Origin of the sequence: Rossellomorea sedimentorum (assembly GCF_046237645.1) — a bacterium.
GTDB classification, from domain to species: domain Bacteria; phylum Bacillota; class Bacilli; order Bacillales; family Bacillaceae_B; genus Rossellomorea; species Rossellomorea sedimentorum.
Window position 1 is genome coordinate 3,099,821 of the sequence record NZ_CP143546.1, and the last position, 18,724, is coordinate 3,118,544.

Here is an 18,724-nt window from a genome sequence, read left to right on the forward strand (position 1 = left end):
CGCAAACGTTTCAATATAAATACAGGAGGTCCCGGAATTTGGCAGTCGTCATCTTTTCGGTAAAATAAGCATGCAGAACTTCATTCTCATCAAGTTTGCCCGCTTCTTTTCCGTCAATAAAGACAATAAGCGGATGCTTAAACCCTCTGTGAAATTTCTCGAGACCTGAGTAAATGGTTTCTTCCCCATTGATTTCAAGCGGCTTCAAATCCCGCACGTCTCCACTTTTCCCGTAATAACGTTCCAATAAAAATCGCATAAAGGTAAACTTACGCTGTTTCCATTCCACCCATAACGAAAAGTAAAGAAAAGAAAGGATGATCCAAAGATTCAGGTGGAAGGGAGCTGTCATGAGAACGACAGCATGAAACAGAAGCAGGGCGGCAAAGGAAAGGATTAATGTCCACTGATAGGCATGGATGAATGTAAGCTTGTAGCCGAGACAGATGGACAGCAGTTTTCCTCCGTCCAAAGGCCAGATCGGAAGCAAATTAAATAGAAGGACCATTAAATTCAATTGAATGAAAAGCTCAAAGTGATAAGAAGAGAGAAGAGTGGCATCATACAGCAGCTTCCCCAGCCCCATCAACCAAAGATGCTGAAGAGGCCCCCCGGCCACCACAAACAGCTCTTCCTTCAATGACCTATTACCATGCTCATCCATTTCTGCTACACCGCCAAAGGGAAGAAGTGAAATCCGCTTAATTCGCCAAGAAAAAACATGAGCCGTGACTCCATGTCCCAACTCATGTATAAAAATGATGATAAAAAGCATGATCAACTCTGTAAAATGGGCGGTAAGTATTGCCAGGCCAGCCGCCGCCCATAGCAGCGGATGAATGTATATCTTCTTCAGCAGCTTCATGAATTCATTCAAAAGATATCACCTGGATTGGATCGATGAAAGCATCCTCTTTTTTGATGGCAAAATAAAATTCCCCGGTTGCAGAGTTTTCTTCATCCGTTACCGTGCCGACAGGACCCCCTGCCTTGACGGTCTCATATTGTGTTACTTCAATGGTGTTCAGGTGGCCGTACCAGGATTCAGACTTATCATCGTGCTGAATAATCACCGTTTGACCAAGGTCAGATTTCTTTCCAGCAAAAATGACCAGCCCGCCTTTCATCGCCTCCACTTTAGCTCCCTTGCCCGTTTCCACCATGATTCCTTGACCATTGCTTTTGAAGTTTTCAACTACCTTTCCGGACGCAGGAAGAGCATACTCAACTGTTTCAGCCGTGCCTGCTTGGCTGCTCTCTTTACCCGCGGGAAGCAGCGCTAGCGGTTTTCCGAATTGGTCTTCATACCAAGTGGAAATCGCAGCAAATTGAAACTCATTCGACATGGTCTTCTCCACATAGGAACGGGCTTTGTCAAACCCGGGCACCTGGTTTTGAAACAAAATAGCCGTACAAAGCACCAGTACACTGGTCCCAAGGATTTTGAGGATGAAAAGCTCCTTGCTAAACAGCGGATGCCCTCCTTCTGAAGGACCTCCTTCATAAGAAGAAAACCGTTCTCCCCCATACCTCTCCTCATCCGATGGCAGCAGCATACTCCTGGATGAAGTAGGGGTATAACTGTTCATTCGCTTTCTCTTAGCTATGCGCTTTCTGATTTCATCCGCTCGATTCCCCATAATACCATTCCCCTTTTGTATGCCGGAACGTGTATACCCAGGCGTCTATATCGTATTGACTCCCCATGAAGACCTCCTGTAGTACAAGTCCCTTTTGGAATCAATGTATGACTTGTCCTTTGAAAATATGTCTTTGATAAGGGTCTTTTATAAGACTTTGTTAAAAAGAAGTTCAAGAGATGCAGCCACACTTCACAAAATTTATCCTGGTAAGCAAGAAATAAAATGAGGGACCACGTGGGCCGAGCACATGGCTTTCTTTTCAAGTTGGAGAGCAAATGAGGTACCGCGCTGGGCGAGCGCATGGCTTCATTTTAGAGTTGGAGAGCATTTGACCTACCGCGCGTGGTTTCATTTTGTAGTTGGTACGCATATGACCTACCGCGCGGGACGAGCGCATGGCTTCATTTTGTAGTTGGAAAGCTTATGACCTACCGCGCGGGACGAGCGCATGGCTTCATTTTGTAGTTGGAAAGCTTATGACCTACCGCGCGGGACGAGCGCATGGCTTCATTTTGTAGTTGGCGCGCTAATAACCTACCGCACGGGACAAGCGCATGGCTTCATTTTAAAGTTGGAGAGCTAATGACCTACTGCGTTCCCCTCACCTGCATCATTTTAACCCAAAAATGATGCATCTTGCTTCCTTTGCGCCTGGCATCAACAAACGATCAAACAACGCACCTATAAACTACCTAGCGCTCCCTAAGAAAAAAATTACGACACTTACAAACTAAAAAACCGGGCTGCTTATGCAGTCCGGCCCTAAAAAATCTATCAAGCTTTAACACCAAAAAACTTTTTCAACTTAGTAAAGACACCCTGCCTGTCCTCTTCAAGGGATTGCAGCGGAACCGATTCCCCGAGGATTCTGCGGGCGATATTGCGGTAGGCAATGGCCGCTTTGCTGCTTGGATCCATGGCGATCGGCTCTCCCCTGTTAGAGGATTTAATAACATTATCATCGTCTGCCACGATCCCAATCAGATCAATGGATAAATGGGTAGTGATTTCATCGACATCCAGCATTTCCCCGCTCTTCATCATATGAGTCCTTATTCGGTTGATGATCAGTTTAGGCGGTTCAATATCTTCTTTCTCCAGCAGACCGATGATACGGTCGGCATCCCTGACAGCGGAAATTTCAGGAGTCGTCACTACGATTGCCCGGTCAGCACCGGCAACGGCATTTTTATATCCCTGCTCAATTCCCGCAGGACAATCAATAATAATATAATCATAGTCTTGCTTCAGTGTTTCAATCAGTTTTTTCATCTGTGCAGGAGAAACCGCGGACTTGTCGCTTGTCTGCGCTGCAGGAAGCAGAAAGAGCTTATCATCAAAGCGTTTGTCTTTCACAAGAGCCTGATGGATTTTACAGCGTTCTTCCACAACATCCACTAGGTCATAAATGATGCGGTTCTCAAGCCCCATGACAACATCGAGGTTGCGCAGTCCAATATCAGTATCCACTAAACAAACTTTTTTCCCTTGCAGAGCTAATGCCGTACCAACATTTGCCGATGTAGTCGTTTTCCCTACACCGCCTTTACCTGAAGTAATTACTATCGCTTCCCCCACATTAGCGTCCCCCTTTAAAACTAGTAATATTAGGTCTAAGATGTTTTAAAACTTGTAATCTGTCTATCACGATTTGGTTTGAATCATCTATGTAAGCGCACTCCATCTCGTGTCCTTCTTCTTTATCAAAATGATCAGGAGCCCTGTTCAGGCAATCCGCAATGCGAAGCTGGGAAGGTGTCATCTGCGAAGCGACAATCACCGCTTCCTGACTCCCCATATACCCAGCATGGGCAATTCCTTTAAGGGAGCCCATCACATAGAGGTTGCCTGCTGCTTTAACAGTCCCGCCAGGATTGACATCCCCAATGATCAGCAGATCTCCCGGCACTTCAACCACTTGTCCGGAACGGATGATACCGGCGATGGTATGTATTTCGCTTTCCTCTTTCATCTTTAACGCTTCTTCATTCGTCACGACATTGCTTGAAATCTCGTGAACTGACAAATTGCGTTTCTCGCTTACTATCTCTTTCAGCTCCTCTTTCTGCCGAGAAGTCAAATATCGGTTTCCTGCTTGGATTTTAACGGTAATAAGAGGAGTGCCCTCAGTTTGACGATATTGGGCCGTCAGCTTATCCTTCAGTTCTTTTTTCAGGTCTTCAAAAGAACACTGATCATTCAGGTGAAGGGTAAGTCCATCTTTTGTGCCTTTTATCATAACATTTTGCCTGTTTTTCATGTCGGAATAATTCACCTCAGTCGTCATTAAATTCGACAAATGCATGCTCGTTTCCTCTTTTTCAAAAGTTATTTTATTATTATTGTTGCAAATTTACTGACACCTGACCGGCAGGCTTAATCCGATAAGAGGATTATATTAGTACGTTACCTTGGCCTTTCCTGTCAACTGGATTCCGCCGACGATTTTAAACTATCCAGCTGTTAACCTCCAGGTTAGATAAGAGGTGAGGCAATACTTTGCCTTGGCTCCTTAGTCTATACCTTCATCCTTTAGATTACGTCTTTGAGACAAAAGACTATTTTCAGTCTTCCAGCCTTTCTTTTTGAAGCTTCATAAGAAGTGATTTTAATGGATAAGAAAAAATAATTAAAAAGGCTGCGTTCAGTACAAGAGTCGGCCATAGACGCAGATCGGCAAACATGGCAATGGCCCAGTCGGTCTTGCCGATCAGCAAGTTGATTTCATAAACGAGAAATTCCAAAATCGACAAATTCAATAGAATGACGATGCTGGTAACCAACAAGTTGCTGTGCAATACTTTCATCATCCTGGAAGTCAGGAACGTGACAAACGGGAAGATGAATAAGTGCACGCCCAGGACTTCTGTAAAAAAGGAATCATATAAGAAACCAAAGATAAAAGCATATAGCATTGCTGACGCATTATGATAATAAACACTCATAAGCAAAATGAAAATGATCAGAAAATGAGGTACAAGAACTCTATCACTATTAAACACACCCATAGGCAGGTACGTTACAAGCAAGCTTGATCCATAAAAACAGATTAAGGCGATGAACGGAAGGAAAAGTTTCTTCATTCTTCACCCTCCGCTTCTGCCGGCTCCTCCAGGTCAATGCTCACCTTGCTTCTGTCCACTACAATGACGTGTTCGAGATGATACAAATCAGCTGTCGGTTCAACATATGCAGTCTGTGTCAATCCATATTGGTCGGGAACGACTTCCTTCACTTCCCCGATTGGAAGCCCTTTCGGAAAGACGCCGCCAAGTCCGGAAGTGATGACTTTGGCTCCTTCTTCGACCTTCATATCATTCGGGATACGTTTGACCAGCAGCTGATCCCTGTCCGTATCATACCCTTCAATGGAACCGATAACGTTCTCATCTCCTTGAATCAGGGCAGAAATCCTGTTATTCGGATTCTTGTTGCTGAGCAGTTCAATGGTAGAAGAGAATTGCTTGACGCTTTTCACCTTTCCAATCAGACCCTGAGAAGTGATGACAGCCATATTGGCTTGTACGCCTTGAACTTTTCCTTTATCAATTATGAGTAAATCCTCCCACTGGCTGGGATTCCTCGCAATGACGGTTGCCTGAATGGAGTCAAAGTCCCTTAAATTTTCTTGCTTATCCAAAATGCTGCGCAGTTCATCATTATCTTGTTCAAGATCTTTTACCATTGTTTCCAATTTCACAAGCTCTTCCAGACGGGATTTCAGTTTCTGGTTTTCAGTATAAGTATTTTGAAGATCTTTCACATTTTCAAAGAAACCGGCAATAGCTCCAACCGGTTTGGACACAAGGGATTGCCCGAATCCAACAATATCTCCTACGAACTGTTCCGGCCAGGATATATTATCCCTCTCACGAACAGAATATCCTATCAATGCCACCAGCACGATGATGCTGACAAGAAGGATGATCAATCGTTTATTCAAAAAAAAGCGGGGCATGTAAGACACCTCTATCTTTTACACTTATTTTCTGTCTTGGTTAAATCTATATATTAATACACAAGCACACTACTTAATCTACCATTTTTCGCAAAAAGGAAAAAGAGGCTTTTAAAGAAAGCCCGTCCAGAAGGGCCACTGACTGAACGGATACTTATACCAATTTACACAAATAAGAAGGGACTGCTCACGATATCCTTCAATGAGTGCAGCCCCATCTTTAGTTAACTCTACTTATTTTTTGTTTTTAAATAAATCGATATGATCAAGGGCTTTACCTGTACCGATGGCGACACAATCAAGCGGGTTTTCTGCAATCAGGACAGGCATTTTGGTTTCGTCACTGATAATTTTATCCAGGTTGCGAAGGAGTGCCCCGCCTCCAGTGAGAACAATTCCTCTATCCATGATGTCTGCCGCCAGTTCCGGTGGTGTTTTTTCAAGTGTGCTCTTAACTGCATCCACGATTGAATATACCGTATCCCTAAGGGCAGCTGCAATTTCCTCTGCTGTGATTTCAATGGTTTTCGGAAGCCCTGTCAATAGATCTCGGCCGCGGATATCAAGAGTATCGACACCCTCAGAGTCTCCGGCAGAGCCGATTTCAACTTTAATCGTTTCAGCAGTGCGGTCGCCGATCATAAGATTGTACGTTTTGCGGATGTAATTGATGATGGCTTCATCCATTTCATCACCTGCGACACGGATCGATTGGCTCGTCACAATTCCGCCGAGGGATATAATCGCAACCTCCGTTGTTCCACCCCCGATATCAACGACCATGCTGCCGGTCGGTTCCCATACAGGAAGGTTAGCGCCGATTGCCGCCGCAAAAGGTTCTTCAATCGTATATGCATCTCTTGCGCCCGCCTGTCGGGTCGCATCGATGACTGCACGTTCTTCAACCGCTGTAATGCCCGACGGAACACAAATCATTACATAAGGCTTACGGGAAAACGATCCTTTTCCTTTTGTCGCCTGTTTTATGTAGTATTTCATCATCGTAGCAGTTGTTTCATAATCAGCGATGACACCGTCTTTCATCGGGCGCAGGGCCACTACATTCCCCGGTGTTCTTCCGATCATATTTTTAGCGTCGTTCCCCACAGCAACGATTTGCTTTGAGTCGGTCTGCAAAGCAACCACTGAAGGCTCACGGACGACGATTCCTTTTCCTTTTACATATACAAGTGTGTTAGCCGTTCCTAAATCTATTCCAAGATCTTTTGTACCAAACATTGTTGTATCTCCCTTTCTAATACGGAATGGGTTCATTCCAATCTATATAAGATCTTTCCCTATATATTTAAGCTTCCAAAAATCATAAACAATATTATAGCCTAACCATCACAAAAAACAAAGTATCATAAGTATCCTTTTTCCTTAAGGCTGACATATTTCTTTTCGCCGATAATGAGATGGTCCAGCACCTCAATGCCTATTATTTTTCCACATTCGACGAGCCGCTTAGTCACTTCAATATCCTCCCGGCTAGGAGTCGGGTCTCCTGATGGGTGATTATGGATACATATGATGGAGGCCGCGGATCTTCGGAAAGCTTCCTTAAAGACTTCACGGGGATGGACGATTGAGGCATTCAGGCTGCCGATAAAGATGGTCTGTTTGTGGAGGACTTGATTTTTTGTATTAAGATACAGGCAAACGAAATGTTCCTGTGACAGAAATCTCATATCGTTCATCACATAGTTAGCTCCATCTTCGGGAGACCGAATGGAGTAACGGTCATCGTAAGCAAGATTGCCAATGCGCCGGCCAATTTCTACAGCAGCCATGATCTGTACCGCTTTAGCCAGCCCGATGCCCTTAATATTCATAATCTCCTCAAGAGAAGCATCTTTCAAAAGCCTTAGGCCTTCAAATGTTGTCAGGACCCGGTTCGATAATTGAAGGACGGACTCTGATTTTGTGCCGGTCCTTAAGATGATGGCCAGGAGTTCCTGATTGGACAGGCTGGAAGCGCCGTTTTGAACCATTCGCTCGCGCGGTCTTTCATCAGTAGGATAATCTCTGATCATTAGTTTTGTTTCTTGCAATATTCCTTACCTCCCAATTATAACGCTTGGGAGGAAAAAGAGATGAAATATGCTTACGGGTGATAGCCCATCTCTTTCAAGCTGCGGTATACCTGGGAAATCGGCAGTCCGACAACAGAAAAATAATCACCTTTGATTTCTTTCACCAGAAAGGCGCCTATCCCCTGTATTCCATACCCGCCGGCTTTATCGAGTGGTTCACCGGAAGCTGTATACGTTTCTATTTCCTCTTCTGTCAGCTCCCAAAACGTTACATCTGTTTTTTTGTAAAACATTTTTTCCTTTTTGTTGTTCACAATTGCAACACCTGTATACACGGAATGAGTGTTTCCCGAAAGTGTCCGCAGCATTTCTTTGGCATGTTCTGAATCGGAAGGTTTTCCCATGATTTCATTATTAAAAACCACCACCGTGTCCGAGCCAATTACAAAAGATTCCGGGTGCTGTGCTGCCACGGAGACGGCTTTTCGCTTAGACAGCTCCATCACGACTTCATGCGGCTGAAGTTCCGGCGCGAACGTTTCATCTGCATTGCTGACTTCAATTGAAAAAGATAGTTGAATTTGTTGCAGGAGTTCTTTTCTGCGGGGAGAACCTGAAGCTAATATGAGGTTTGGCAATTCATACACCGTTCCCTTCTTCCGTAAGATTGGGAGATACAAATTCATCGTACCAAATAGTTGTCCCTTTCACAACAAATAACCAAAGCGGAATGGCTTCTCCTTTAGGGGAGGAAAAGCATAGCCATTCGATCGTTATTTTCCTATGAACCGTTAGGAAGACTAAAGCATGAGAGCCGGCGTGCCTAGTAACCGGATACACTAATAAGGAGGCTTATCAGACTATAAAAAAAGCAAAGTAAATGCTTTTACTCTGCCCCTTTAGTATATATTTCCCGGAAAATATCCATTATTCCGGATAAACCTACAATTTTTGATAAGACTCCAAGTAACTTAGCAAAAATTGTTGTGAATCAATTAATTTGGTGAGATCAGAAGAAGATTGATATTCCTTGAGACTTGTTGCTGCTGCTTCCAAGCTCGCTTTCAGTCCCGCCATATTTTCACTTACCTTTTGAGCTGAGAGATCCTTTAGAAGCACGCTGATCTCGATCATTTTTTCTCCATTGATTGTTCCGTTTGTATACGCATTTGAACTTTCTGCTGCAACTGCTGCATATACGCTTTGGGATTTTTTTATAAAGTCAGCATCTGTTTTTGTTCCCTCGATATTCTTTTCTGGAAGCACGATATCCTTCGCATATACCTCAATATTTTCACCTGAGAGCTTTTTTCCCATTGCCTTCGCACCTTCAAGATCACCTGCTGTTCCGACAAATAAATAGTAGCTGGCCTCCATTTCAATCACTGCCGTAGGGATGCCCTTTGCCTCTAAGGCGGCTTTCATGGCATTGGCTGAATCCGATGTGGAAAAAAAACCTCCCTGAAGAACGGAAGCAGACAGACTCTCTAAAGTAATAGCACCGCCAGAAGCAGTGGCGGTTTCCTTATCAGCATCGCTGGCATCTGCAGCCTCCTGCAGCTGTACTGCCGGTATGGACTGTTCTCCGTCTGTGATTACATTAAGGATAATGAAGCCGAATATCAATGAGATCGCAACCGCACCGACCAGCGTATAGATCATTCTAGCTATACCAGGAGTGATCTGCCTGCCGGTAAAGTGTTTTTTTCCTTTCTTTTTCTGCACATAATTAATTTTCTTGAATTCTTTAGGAGCCGGATCTTCATCTGGAAGGACCCAATCAAAAGAATCATCCTCTGCACTCTCTTCGGCAGCGGCCGATTCTTCTTCCCCTAACTTCCAATTATGTACAAGCAGTTCTTCATTGTAATTCTTTTTGTCACCATTGATTTTAATAGTGATTTTACCGTCTTTGTTTCCCCGCTTGTCCATTTCTGTCCCCCTCCTCTGTGTCGTTTTTTTTATGCTATCATAGTGCATAAAAAAAAGAACAAGACTTTTGTCGTCTTGTCCCCAGAGGTTTTCGTCAATTTTTTTATTGGCCCAAACAGGTGTTCAGGAGAAAATACAAGAGTAACCCTTCATGCCCTTCTATATTTATTACTCATCTTCTTCTTCCAAGTCACTGTAACTGCTGAATGGATTCACTTTATTGGCAGGAGGCGGACTCTTCAGCCCAGGCATTTCCTCTATAAGCTGCATAAGGCCAGGCAGGTAAAAAGCAGCCACCACCAGCTTATAGCTGACTTTATCGTAACTGTCCCCTTGTATCGTCGATTCCTCCGGTCCCTCGAATGCAATTTGCTCAATTTCAGTGATTCTGTCAAGCTCTTCAAGAACTTGAAGGAATTTTTCCATTTCAAAGTAGCTTGGTGACTCGACAGAAAGGGTTGCATTGAGTTTTTTCAATCCTTGAGGCAGGATCTCCTGAGGTTGTGCCGCTGCTTCCCCTGAATCTTCATTATCATCATCAGTTGACAGATTTTCTATATCTTCCTCTGCACTTTGAGAAGTAAGCGGGAGGATGACATCTCCTTCTGAAAACTGAATACTGGATATGAAACTGTTTGAAATGGTTTCTGCTTTCTCCAAATCCAGAATCAACTTTTCTGTCATTGGTTTAACAGGCACTTTTTTCTGCAGGGAAATGGAATTTTGAAACGTTTCCTGCTCAATATTGCTTGTCTTCTCTTCCAATATGGAAATCAGCTTCTCCTCTGTCTCCAATTCCTGTGCACGGACAGCGATTTCTTTTTGAACCGGATTATACATGAGGAAATAAACAACAGCCAAGATACACAACCCAAGAATAACCGAGCCGGCCATCAAGAGCCATTCTCTTTTTTCAAATTGGAGGTTCATCAATCATCCCCTCCTTGATATTCAGTCTGCAGCTCATTCTTAATGAATGCCTGATTTAATAAAACTTCATACTGCCCAAGATACCTTGGCATAAGTTGATCTTCCGGAAGAACAAATATGCCTTCATCCGCTTCACTTAAAGACGTTAACAGAGAAGTCAGTTTGGCTTCGCTGATCCAATCCGAATTTTTAAGATCATTGAGGAAGTAGGCAGCCTGCCTGCTTGTATCAAACTGAACATTCAAGTTGACCATGCCATCCTCTGTGTAGCTGAACTGTCTGAAGAAACCTCTCTCCGGTAGAAGGGAGGTAAGGTGTTCAAGAACAGGAACCGTATCAATCGGATATTGTTCAGCCCATTGGACAGCTGTATGAAGCTGCTCTACCCCATCGGAAGACTCAATATTATTTACGGCTATTTCCTGCTGAAGGCGGTATTCCTTCTTCATTTCTAGATTTTTGGTTATATTCTCCAGTTCCTGCTGTGAAAGATGGGTATGAATCAACAGGAAACCCGTGCCGAGCAGCGTAAGAATCAGTGCTGCAAGCCCAATGTATACCGGCAGCCTCCGCTTGCGTTCCTTCTGAGGAAGCAAATTAATATCGATCAGCATCAGAGCACCTCTTTCAATGCCAAACCGATTGCCAAGTCGAAATGACCAGGTATTGGCCGTCCACTCGTGTCCATGACTGTGTCTTTCGGGGACCTGTGAACAGAGACATCCAGTCTTTCTGATAAGGTTTGATAGATCTCATTAAGATAAAGGTGGTCTCCTGTCAGAATGACCTTGTTGACGTTGACCTCTCCTTTATTCAAGGAATATTTATAAAAGCTGAACACTTTCTCAATCTCTTTAAAGGTATCCTCCAAATAGAACAGCAGTCCGCCAGACTGACGTTCCGATGGTTCAACCAATTCAAGGTCTCCCTGCAGGGAAATCGGCCTCAGGAAGATCGGCTGGTTATTATGGAAGATGGAAATGGTCAAAAGTTTCTCATCAAACTGAAGGAGCATTTCATGATCAGTACTTCTCACCATATCTTGCAGATAAAAGTATCGGTACAGAGCCAACGGTGAAATATCAGCCACCACCGGCTTCAATTTTACTTCCTCCAAAATGTCCCGATACGAATGGATGACTTCTTCGGGGGAAGCTACCAGTAAGATTTCCTGCTTATCCCCTTTCTGCCCCAGAAGCACTACGTCGAAGAGAGGATCTTCAAACGGAAGATGGATACTTGTTCCGATTTCCATGAATATATAACCTTTTAACTCATCTTCCCTGATGTCAGAGGGAACAAGAATCCTTTTGACAATGATGGACGTGCTGGGAACAATGAAACGGACCGGCCGTTTCATAATTCCCCATTCAGCAATACACTCTTCCAGAATCATGGCAAGGGTCTCATATTCAATGATCTTTCCATCCGTGATGATACCTTGAGGAAGAAGCTTCTCACCATAGCTGTACAAAGTCAGCGGAGACTCCATCTTCAAGTCTGCATACCGGATTGCTGTGTCGGTGATGACAAGGTTCGCTATTCTTTTGTTATTTCCAAACAATCCAAAGTTCATTGAATATAACCCCTTTACCTAAAACCCGAGTAAAAGTGATAAATACCAATTAATGATATTTTCATAGTAGAAATAGGATATTAAAGTTCCTGCAGCGATAAACGGCCCAAACGGAATCGGTTTCTTCCTTTCAAAGAAGCCTGCCGCCAAGCCAATGATCCCGATTCCCGCTCCCAGCAGGGTAGCAAGGAAAAAGGAGAGAAGCATCGGTTTAACACCGAGTACAAAGCCGATGACGGCATATAGTTTAATATCTCCGCCGCCCATTCCCCCCTTACTGATGACCGCAATCAAAAGCAGTAGCCCGAACCCTAACGCTGCTCCCGCTAAAGAGTCCCAGCGCGGATCTAAAGGTATAAAAATTCTTTCTAATAAAAAAAGCCCCGAGAAAAACAACAGAACTTTATCAGGGATAATCATGTATTTTATATCAGAAACCAAGATGATGATAAAAAGCGAAACCAGTGTGAGAGCAACGAGCAGTTCCCACTCCCATCCGATGATAGAATACGAGATTACAAACAAAGTCCCTGTGGCAGCTTCCACTAAAGGATAAAGAGGAGAAATGCGTTCCCGGCAGCGGGAACACCTTCCTCCTTGAAATACATATGACAAAACCGGAATCAGTTCCATTGCCGTCAATGTATGTCCGCAGCCCGGACACGAGGACCGCGGCTTGACGATCGATTGTTTAAGCGGCACCCGGAGGCCGACTACGTTGTAGAAGGAGCCTAGGAGTAGGCCGTATACAATAATAAAAATACTAATCATTAAAGAATGATATCTGATCTTGTTAAGGCATCTGGATCTTTATCATCAACATGAGTAGATCCACTAACCCCTTTTAATGTAACCTTATAAGAGTAACTTCCATTAGCTTCTTTCGTAACAGTTACTAGGCTAGTATCATCCTTGTATCCGGAAGAATCAGATGGATTCTCGACAGGTTCTAAATAACCATCATCAACTAAAGATTTTAGTGTATACGTTTTACTAGTTTGTACATCTGTTGACGTTACAGCCAACCTCGCAGCACTAACCATCTGCTGAGCATTCGCAATATGAGCGTCCTTCTTAGAGTTGTTAATCAATCCACCAATACTAGGAATCGCAATAGCAGCAATGATTCCCAAAATTACGACAACAGCAAGTAATTCGATAAGTGTTAACCCTCGTTGGTCTTTCAACTTTTGACCTAATTTTTTCAACATTTCCCGTACCTCCTATGAGTCTTTTGGATTAGATAGATTATTCCTACTTTAATTATACATGACAATTTTGTCATGAAAAGTGGCAATCTGTAAAAATTTTAAAGAAATTGTTTAATAGCCTTGTACGTTGTTAAAGATTTCGAACATCGGCACCATAATGGATGTCACGATAGTGCCCACCAATGCCGCCAGTACGACAATCATCAGGGGTTCGATAAGAGATTTTAGTCGGTCAGTACTGTTTTCAACTTCTTTTTCATAGAAATCCGCCACTTTCCCGAGCATGGAATCCAGCGATCCGGTTGATTCCCCGATGGCAATCATCTGGGTCACAAGCGGAGGGAAAGCCCAATGTTTTTTCATTGGTTCAGTCAACGATGTCCCTTTCTCAAGGGCATACCTTGAATTGCGGAGAGTCTTCGCAATCACTTCATTTTCCACGACCTTTTCCACAATGGCCAGCGCCTGCAGGATCGGCACAGAGCTTGAAAACAAGGAGCTTAATGTCCGTGTCATTCTCGCGAGTGCGGCTTTTTGAATAATACTTCCGAAGATCGGCATACGAAGCAATGCATAGTCGAAGTAATACTTCGTCCTGCGGTTTTTCTTCAGTACCATCAATGCAGCTGCAAATCCGGCCATTCCCGCAGTCACCAAATACCAGTACTGCTGCATGAACTCACTTGAGTTCAGGACAAACTGTGTGATGGCAGGCAGTTCTCCACCAAAATCGGCAAGCATTGTCACGAAAGTTGGGACAACAGCAACAAGCAGAAAGATGACAACCGCTATGGCGATCACCCCGACTACCGCCGGATAAGCGAGAGCCGAGATGATTTTCTGTTTCGTCATATGCTGCTTTTCATAATGAGTAGCCAGACTTTCAAGAGTTTCATCAAGGCTGCCCGATGCTTCCCCAGCCCTGATCATATTAATCATCATTGGCTCAAAGATCCTTCTATATTTTGCCAAAGCATCGGACAGCGGATTTCCGTCTTTCAATTCCAATTGTACTTCATCCAGTGCTTTGCTGAGGGCTTTGCTTTCTGTCTGTGAAGAAAGGATATCAGTGGCATCCACAACGGTCACACCTGCTTGCAGAAGTGTGGCAAATTGCCTCAGGAAGATGACCATATGCTGCAGCTTGACCGGATTTCCAATCGCAATGTCCTTGGTCAGCAGTGTTTCTGGCACTTCATTCATTTCAATTACACGAATGCCCTGCTTTTTCAGTTTGAGCATTGCATCCCTTGTAGATCCTGCCGTCAATATCCCCGACTTCATGCCTGTCCGCCCTCGGCCTGTATATTTGAATCGTGCCATTATGACATCTGCTCCATTTCAATAAAAGGGAAGGCGGATTCACGGGAAATGACCCCGGATTCATAGAGATTCTTAATGCTGGTAGACATGAGGTGCATGCCCAGCCCTTTGGATGTCTGTAAAATATTATCGATTTGATGGACCTTTTCAGACCGGATCAAATTGGCGATGGCCGCATTGTTGACAAGTAATTCTGTTGCAGCTCTTCTTCCCCTTTTATCCACAACAGGAAATAGTCTTTGTGAGAGGATCGCTACCAGGACAGAGGCAAGCTGTATTCTTATCTGAGCCTGCTGTTCAGGAGGAAATACATCCACAATCCGTTCAATGGTCGCTGCCGCACTTGATGTATGAAGTGTGGCGAACACGAGGTGGCCCGTCTCCGCCGCGGTGATCGCTGTATGGATTGTTTCCAGGTCCCGCATCTCGCCGACAAGAATAATGTCCGGATCCTGACGGAGAGCGCTTCGAAGACCTTTAGAAAAGTTCTTTGTGTCGAATCCGACTTCACGCTGATCGATGATGCTGGTTCCATGTTTATGAAGATACTCAATGGGATCTTCCAGTGTAATGACATGCTTCCTCATCGTACGGTTAATATGATCGATCATTGACGCGAGTGTAGTCGATTTTCCGCTTCCTGTAGGACCTGTCACCAACACAAGACCTTGAGGTTTTTCCGTGATTTTCTTTAATACAGGCGGAAGACCAAGCTCATCAACACTCGGTATGCTTGTCGGAACAATCCGGATGGCAAGCGAGACACAGGAGCGTTGCTGATAAGCATTGATCCTGAACCGTGAAATGCCAGGGATACCGTAAGAAAAATCAAGCTCTCCCTGATCTAAAAACATTTTCCAAAGATCTTCAGGGATGATCGACTTTGCCATACCTTCCGTATCAGCCGGTTTTAATACTTCCTTTCCGTATCGCCTCAGGTCACCATGAAGCCGAAAAACGGGAGGAGCCCCGACTGTCAAGTGTATATCAGATGCCTTCAATTCATACGCTGAACGCAATAAGTAATCTATTCTTTCTTTCATCGGCTTCACCTATTCTGAAATTGCTACTCGAAGAATCTCTTCGGTCGTTGTCAATCCTTGTTTTACTTTTAATAATCCATCATCCACAAGAAAAATGGTCCTGTTTTTCACCGCATACTCACGCAGCTTGGAAAAGGATTCTCCATTCAGAATCACTTTTTTCATATCATCATTCATAACAAGAACTTCATGAATGGCGAGACGCCCTTTATAGCCTGTCATGTTGCAGGAAGAGCAGCCGCTTCCCCGCATGATTTTGTCGATTTTCATGCCTCTTTTAGAAAAAATTTCAACTTCTCTCTTGCTCGGTTCTTGTTCACGTCCGCAATCCCGACAGACCCTTCTGACAAGGCGCTGGGCAACAATTCCACTTAAAGAAGAGGCCACCAGGAATGGCTCTACACCCATATCGAGCAGCCGAGTGATAGTCCCGAGGGAATCATTGGTATGTATGGTACTCAGCACGAGATGTCCTGTCAGGGAAGCACGGATCGCAACTTCTACCGTTTCCTTATCACGAATCTCCCCGACCATGATGACGTTGGGATCCTGACGGAGGATGGCCCTTAAACCTTTGGCAAATGTCAGGCCGACATTTGGATTGACACCAATCTGATTGATTCCTTCCAATTGATATTCAACAGGATCTTCAACCGTAATAATATTAACTTCTTCACTGTTTAAATGGTTCAATGCCGCATACAGTGTCGATGACTTCCCTGATCCAGTCGGTCCCGTGATCAGCACGATTCCGGTTGGCTGCTGAATCATATCCATGAATCTCTTGTAGTTTAGTTTGTTAAAGCCCAGCTGTTTAATATCATTCAGGGCACTGCTCAGATCAAGTATCCGCATAACAACCTTCTCGCCGAATACGGTAGGAAGAGTCGAGATTCGGAGGTCGACTGGCCTGTAATCAACATTGGTCTTGATTCTTCCATCCTGGGGAATCCTGAATTCCGTAATATCAAGATTAGCCATGATCTTAATTCTCGCAATCAGCATGCTTTGCATATGTTTCGGCAGATTTCGTTCTGTTCTTAACACACCGTCGATCCGGTAGCGGATGGATACTTTGGTTTCCTGCGGATCAATATGGATATCACTCGCTTTTTGTGTGACAGCATTTGAAAGGATCTGGTTGACGAGTTTTACGATGGGAGAGTCCTGGTCAACGATGGTCTGTTCTTCAATGGAACTTTTTTCTGGCTTCTCGTTAACCAGCTCCTCAAAGCCCTCCTCTGTATCGTAATACTTCGTTACCGCTCTGAGGATATCATCTTTGGTAGCGATAGCTGTTTCAATTTGAAAGCCGGTCGACAGCCTCAAGTCCTCTATTGCATAGAAATCCATGGGGTCTGACATTGCAACATACAGTTTTTCCCCTTCTTTTTTCAAAGGGATCATCAAATTGCGTTTCGCTTCTTCCTTGGGAATCAGGTGGAACAGATTCGTATCAAAAGGGTATCTGTAAAGACTGACATGAGGGATTCCCAATTGAAATTCAAGCACCTCAATCAGCTGCTGTTCGGTAATATAACCTTTTTGCAGCAAAGCATCGCCGAGCTTTTGTCCCTGCTCTTTTTCCTGAAGAGCCATATTAAGTTTTTCTTCTGAAATAAGACCCGCCTCTACCAGGAGATCCCCGAGCCTCTTCCTCGTCTGAACCATGCAATCACCAGCTTATTTGAAATTTATTCATTTATTCTTCTTTTGCTCTTGTGATTTCTTGCCTTTCACACCGGAAGCGGAATCAGAGGCCGCATCTGATTCTTCATTGTCATCGACAGATTGTTCGCTTTCGGTTGAATCTTGACTGCTTCCTGAATTAGGAGGAGGTCCCGCGGAGTCCTCAGAATCGGAGCTATCAGGAACCGGTCCTTCGACAATATCGGTATCTTCAATATCTTCAGGTGCTTCTTCCAAACTATGAATCTCAATTCTATGGACAGGCGGATAAAAATCTTCAGAAATCAGTTTTTCCTCAAGCAATTCCCCATTTCCACCAACACTCTGGCGGAATACTTTAATCAAGACGCCTTTCCGCCCTTCCTCAGGCACTTGAACAACATTTTGATCAAGAAACGGGTTATACTGCACTATCTTCTTTGGTGAAAATTCTTCCTTGTCTTTTAATGCAACTTTATAGTCAGTCGCCAATGGAAAACCGATCAATTTCCCATAGATTTGGTTATTAAGCAATTCCAGCTGGATGACATAATCCGTTTTATTAGGATTGGCAAACACAAAGTCCTGATTGCTGCCCTCATCAATTTTCGCCTCGTACCCAAGTTCGATCTCTTCCGGCAGTTCCGCGCTTGTATTGCGTTCAATGATTGAAAAGTTAGATTGCAGGATGAGCTTATATAATAGCGATGATATAACACTTAGGTCTTCACCATTTTCCTGTATGGCAAATCCATTCTCATCCAGGTGGCGCAGGAAAGAAAAGTCTGTACCCTGCTTAATGACGATTTGCGGAAATGTCTCTATGAATCTCTTTACCTCAGGGGTAACGGTTATCTCTTCAGTAAGAGCTTCAGCGGTTACCTCCTCGACACTTCCTTCAGGAAAATAGTCACTTAAAGAGATGACAGAACTGCTTGGAAGCATGGATGCTTGGCTCAGCAGGTCCTGCTGGAATGATGCAGTGTCCATTTCTTCCACCTTCATATCAGGAAAAGCAGCTGTCAGTTGTTCCATTAGACTTTCCGCATCCAACGTGATGGCCAATGGATTTTGACCTCCCTCATTGGCAGACTGTAAACTTTTATTTATATCAATATGAAATACTGATAAATCTATAGGTGTTTCTTCACCTGAAAGTTCAGCCGACATGTTCGCTGTGGCTTTCCAGTCGGCTGCAGCCTGGGCCAAAGCTTCCTTTGCCTGCTGCTCTGACTGTCCTCCTATGTCTACAGAAGCTACACTAGTCGATGGCTGCACCACTGACACCCCGGTGAATTTATCCAGTGCAAAAGAGCCGGCATGGGAGAAACCGAAAATAAATACTGTTGAGGAGAGTAATGGGAAAAATACTTTCTTAAATGGTCTGTTCTCCATGTCAATTGC

Annotated in this window: 19 protein-coding genes; all 19 read right to left on the reverse strand. The window is 44.1% G+C overall.

Annotation, left to right across the window (positions count from 1 at the left end):
• Positions 1–10 precede the first annotated feature (10 nt).
• Positions 11–877 (reverse strand): M50 family metallopeptidase, encoded by an 867-nt coding sequence (locus V1502_RS15365; RefSeq protein WP_409251511.1) that lies wholly within the window; start codon positions 875–877, stop codon positions 11–13.
• On the reverse strand, positions 870–1,640 hold the full coding sequence (locus V1502_RS15370) for a peptidoglycan DD-metalloendopeptidase family protein (protein ID WP_409251512.1): 771 nt from the start codon (positions 1,638–1,640) through the stop codon (positions 870–872). The genes V1502_RS15365 and V1502_RS15370 overlap by 8 nt, the downstream gene beginning before the upstream one ends.
• Positions 1,641–2,417: 777 nt before the next feature.
• Positions 2,418–3,221 (reverse strand): septum site-determining protein MinD, encoded by an 804-nt coding sequence (gene minD / locus V1502_RS15375; RefSeq protein WP_409251513.1) that lies wholly within the window; start codon positions 3,219–3,221, stop codon positions 2,418–2,420.
• Between the two features lies 1 nt (position 3,222).
• Positions 3,223–3,903, reverse strand: a complete 681-nt coding sequence (minC, locus tag V1502_RS15380) for a septum site-determining protein MinC (protein WP_409254364.1) — start codon at positions 3,901–3,903, stop codon at positions 3,223–3,225.
• A 304-nt stretch (positions 3,904–4,207) separates the two neighbouring features.
• Positions 4,208–4,726 (reverse strand): rod shape-determining protein MreD, encoded by a 519-nt coding sequence (mreD, locus tag V1502_RS15385; RefSeq protein ID WP_409251514.1) that lies wholly within the window; start codon positions 4,724–4,726, stop codon positions 4,208–4,210.
• Entirely contained in the window at positions 4,723–5,601 is an 879-nt protein-coding gene (mreC, locus tag V1502_RS15390) for a rod shape-determining protein MreC (protein ID WP_409251515.1), read from the reverse strand. Before mreC ends, mreD begins: the two co-directional genes overlap by 4 nt.
• Before the next feature lie 234 nt (positions 5,602–5,835).
• Positions 5,836–6,840 (reverse strand): rod shape-determining protein, encoded by a 1,005-nt coding sequence (locus V1502_RS15395; protein WP_409251516.1) that lies wholly within the window; start codon positions 6,838–6,840, stop codon positions 5,836–5,838.
• 125 nt (positions 6,841–6,965) lie between these two features.
• A complete protein-coding gene (gene radC, locus V1502_RS15400; protein ID WP_409254365.1) occupies positions 6,966–7,637 on the reverse strand; it encodes a RadC family protein in 672 nt (223 codons plus the stop codon).
• 71 nt (positions 7,638–7,708) lie between these two features.
• Positions 7,709–8,275: a Maf family protein gene (locus V1502_RS15405; protein ID WP_409254366.1), complete on the reverse strand. Its 567-nt coding sequence runs from the start codon at positions 8,273–8,275 to the stop codon at positions 7,709–7,711.
• A gap of 304 nt (positions 8,276–8,579) precedes the next feature.
• On the reverse strand, positions 8,580–9,569 hold the full coding sequence (locus V1502_RS15410) for an SPOR domain-containing protein (RefSeq protein ID WP_409251517.1): 990 nt from the start codon (positions 9,567–9,569) through the stop codon (positions 8,580–8,582).
• A 168-nt stretch (positions 9,570–9,737) separates the two neighbouring features.
• Entirely contained in the window at positions 9,738–10,499 is a 762-nt protein-coding gene (locus V1502_RS15415; protein ID WP_409251518.1) for a hypothetical protein, read from the reverse strand.
• Positions 10,499–11,113, reverse strand: coding sequence for a PilN domain-containing protein (locus V1502_RS15420; protein WP_409251519.1), 615 nt, complete (start codon positions 11,111–11,113; stop codon positions 10,499–10,501). The genes V1502_RS15415 and V1502_RS15420 overlap by 1 nt, the downstream gene beginning before the upstream one ends.
• Entirely contained in the window at positions 11,113–12,075 is a 963-nt protein-coding gene (gene pilM, locus V1502_RS15425) for a type IV pilus biogenesis protein PilM (RefSeq protein ID WP_409251520.1), read from the reverse strand. Before pilM ends, V1502_RS15420 begins: the two co-directional genes overlap by 1 nt.
• 18 nt (positions 12,076–12,093) lie before the next feature.
• Positions 12,094–12,846, reverse strand: a complete 753-nt coding sequence (locus V1502_RS15430; RefSeq protein ID WP_409251521.1) for a prepilin peptidase — start codon at positions 12,844–12,846, stop codon at positions 12,094–12,096.
• Entirely contained in the window at positions 12,846–13,286 is a 441-nt protein-coding gene (locus tag V1502_RS15435) for a type II secretion system protein (protein ID WP_409251522.1), read from the reverse strand. The genes V1502_RS15430 and V1502_RS15435 overlap by 1 nt, the downstream gene beginning before the upstream one ends.
• A 111-nt stretch (positions 13,287–13,397) precedes the next feature.
• The gene (locus V1502_RS15440) at positions 13,398–14,609 is read right to left on the reverse strand and encodes a type II secretion system F family protein (protein ID WP_409251523.1); all 1,212 of its coding nucleotides are present in this window, start codon (positions 14,607–14,609) and stop codon (positions 13,398–13,400) included.
• A complete protein-coding gene (locus V1502_RS15445; RefSeq protein ID WP_409251524.1) occupies positions 14,609–15,652 on the reverse strand; it encodes a type IV pilus twitching motility protein PilT in 1,044 nt (347 codons plus the stop codon). Before V1502_RS15445 ends, V1502_RS15440 begins: the two co-directional genes overlap by 1 nt.
• Positions 15,653–15,661: 9 nt before the next feature.
• Positions 15,662–17,323 (reverse strand): GspE/PulE family protein, encoded by a 1,662-nt coding sequence (locus tag V1502_RS15450; RefSeq protein WP_409251525.1) that lies wholly within the window; start codon positions 17,321–17,323, stop codon positions 15,662–15,664.
• A gap of 27 nt (positions 17,324–17,350) precedes the next feature.
• A complete protein-coding gene (locus V1502_RS15455; protein WP_409251526.1) occupies positions 17,351–18,715 on the reverse strand; it encodes a VanW family protein in 1,365 nt (454 codons plus the stop codon).
• Positions 18,716–18,724: the final 9 nt, after the last annotated feature.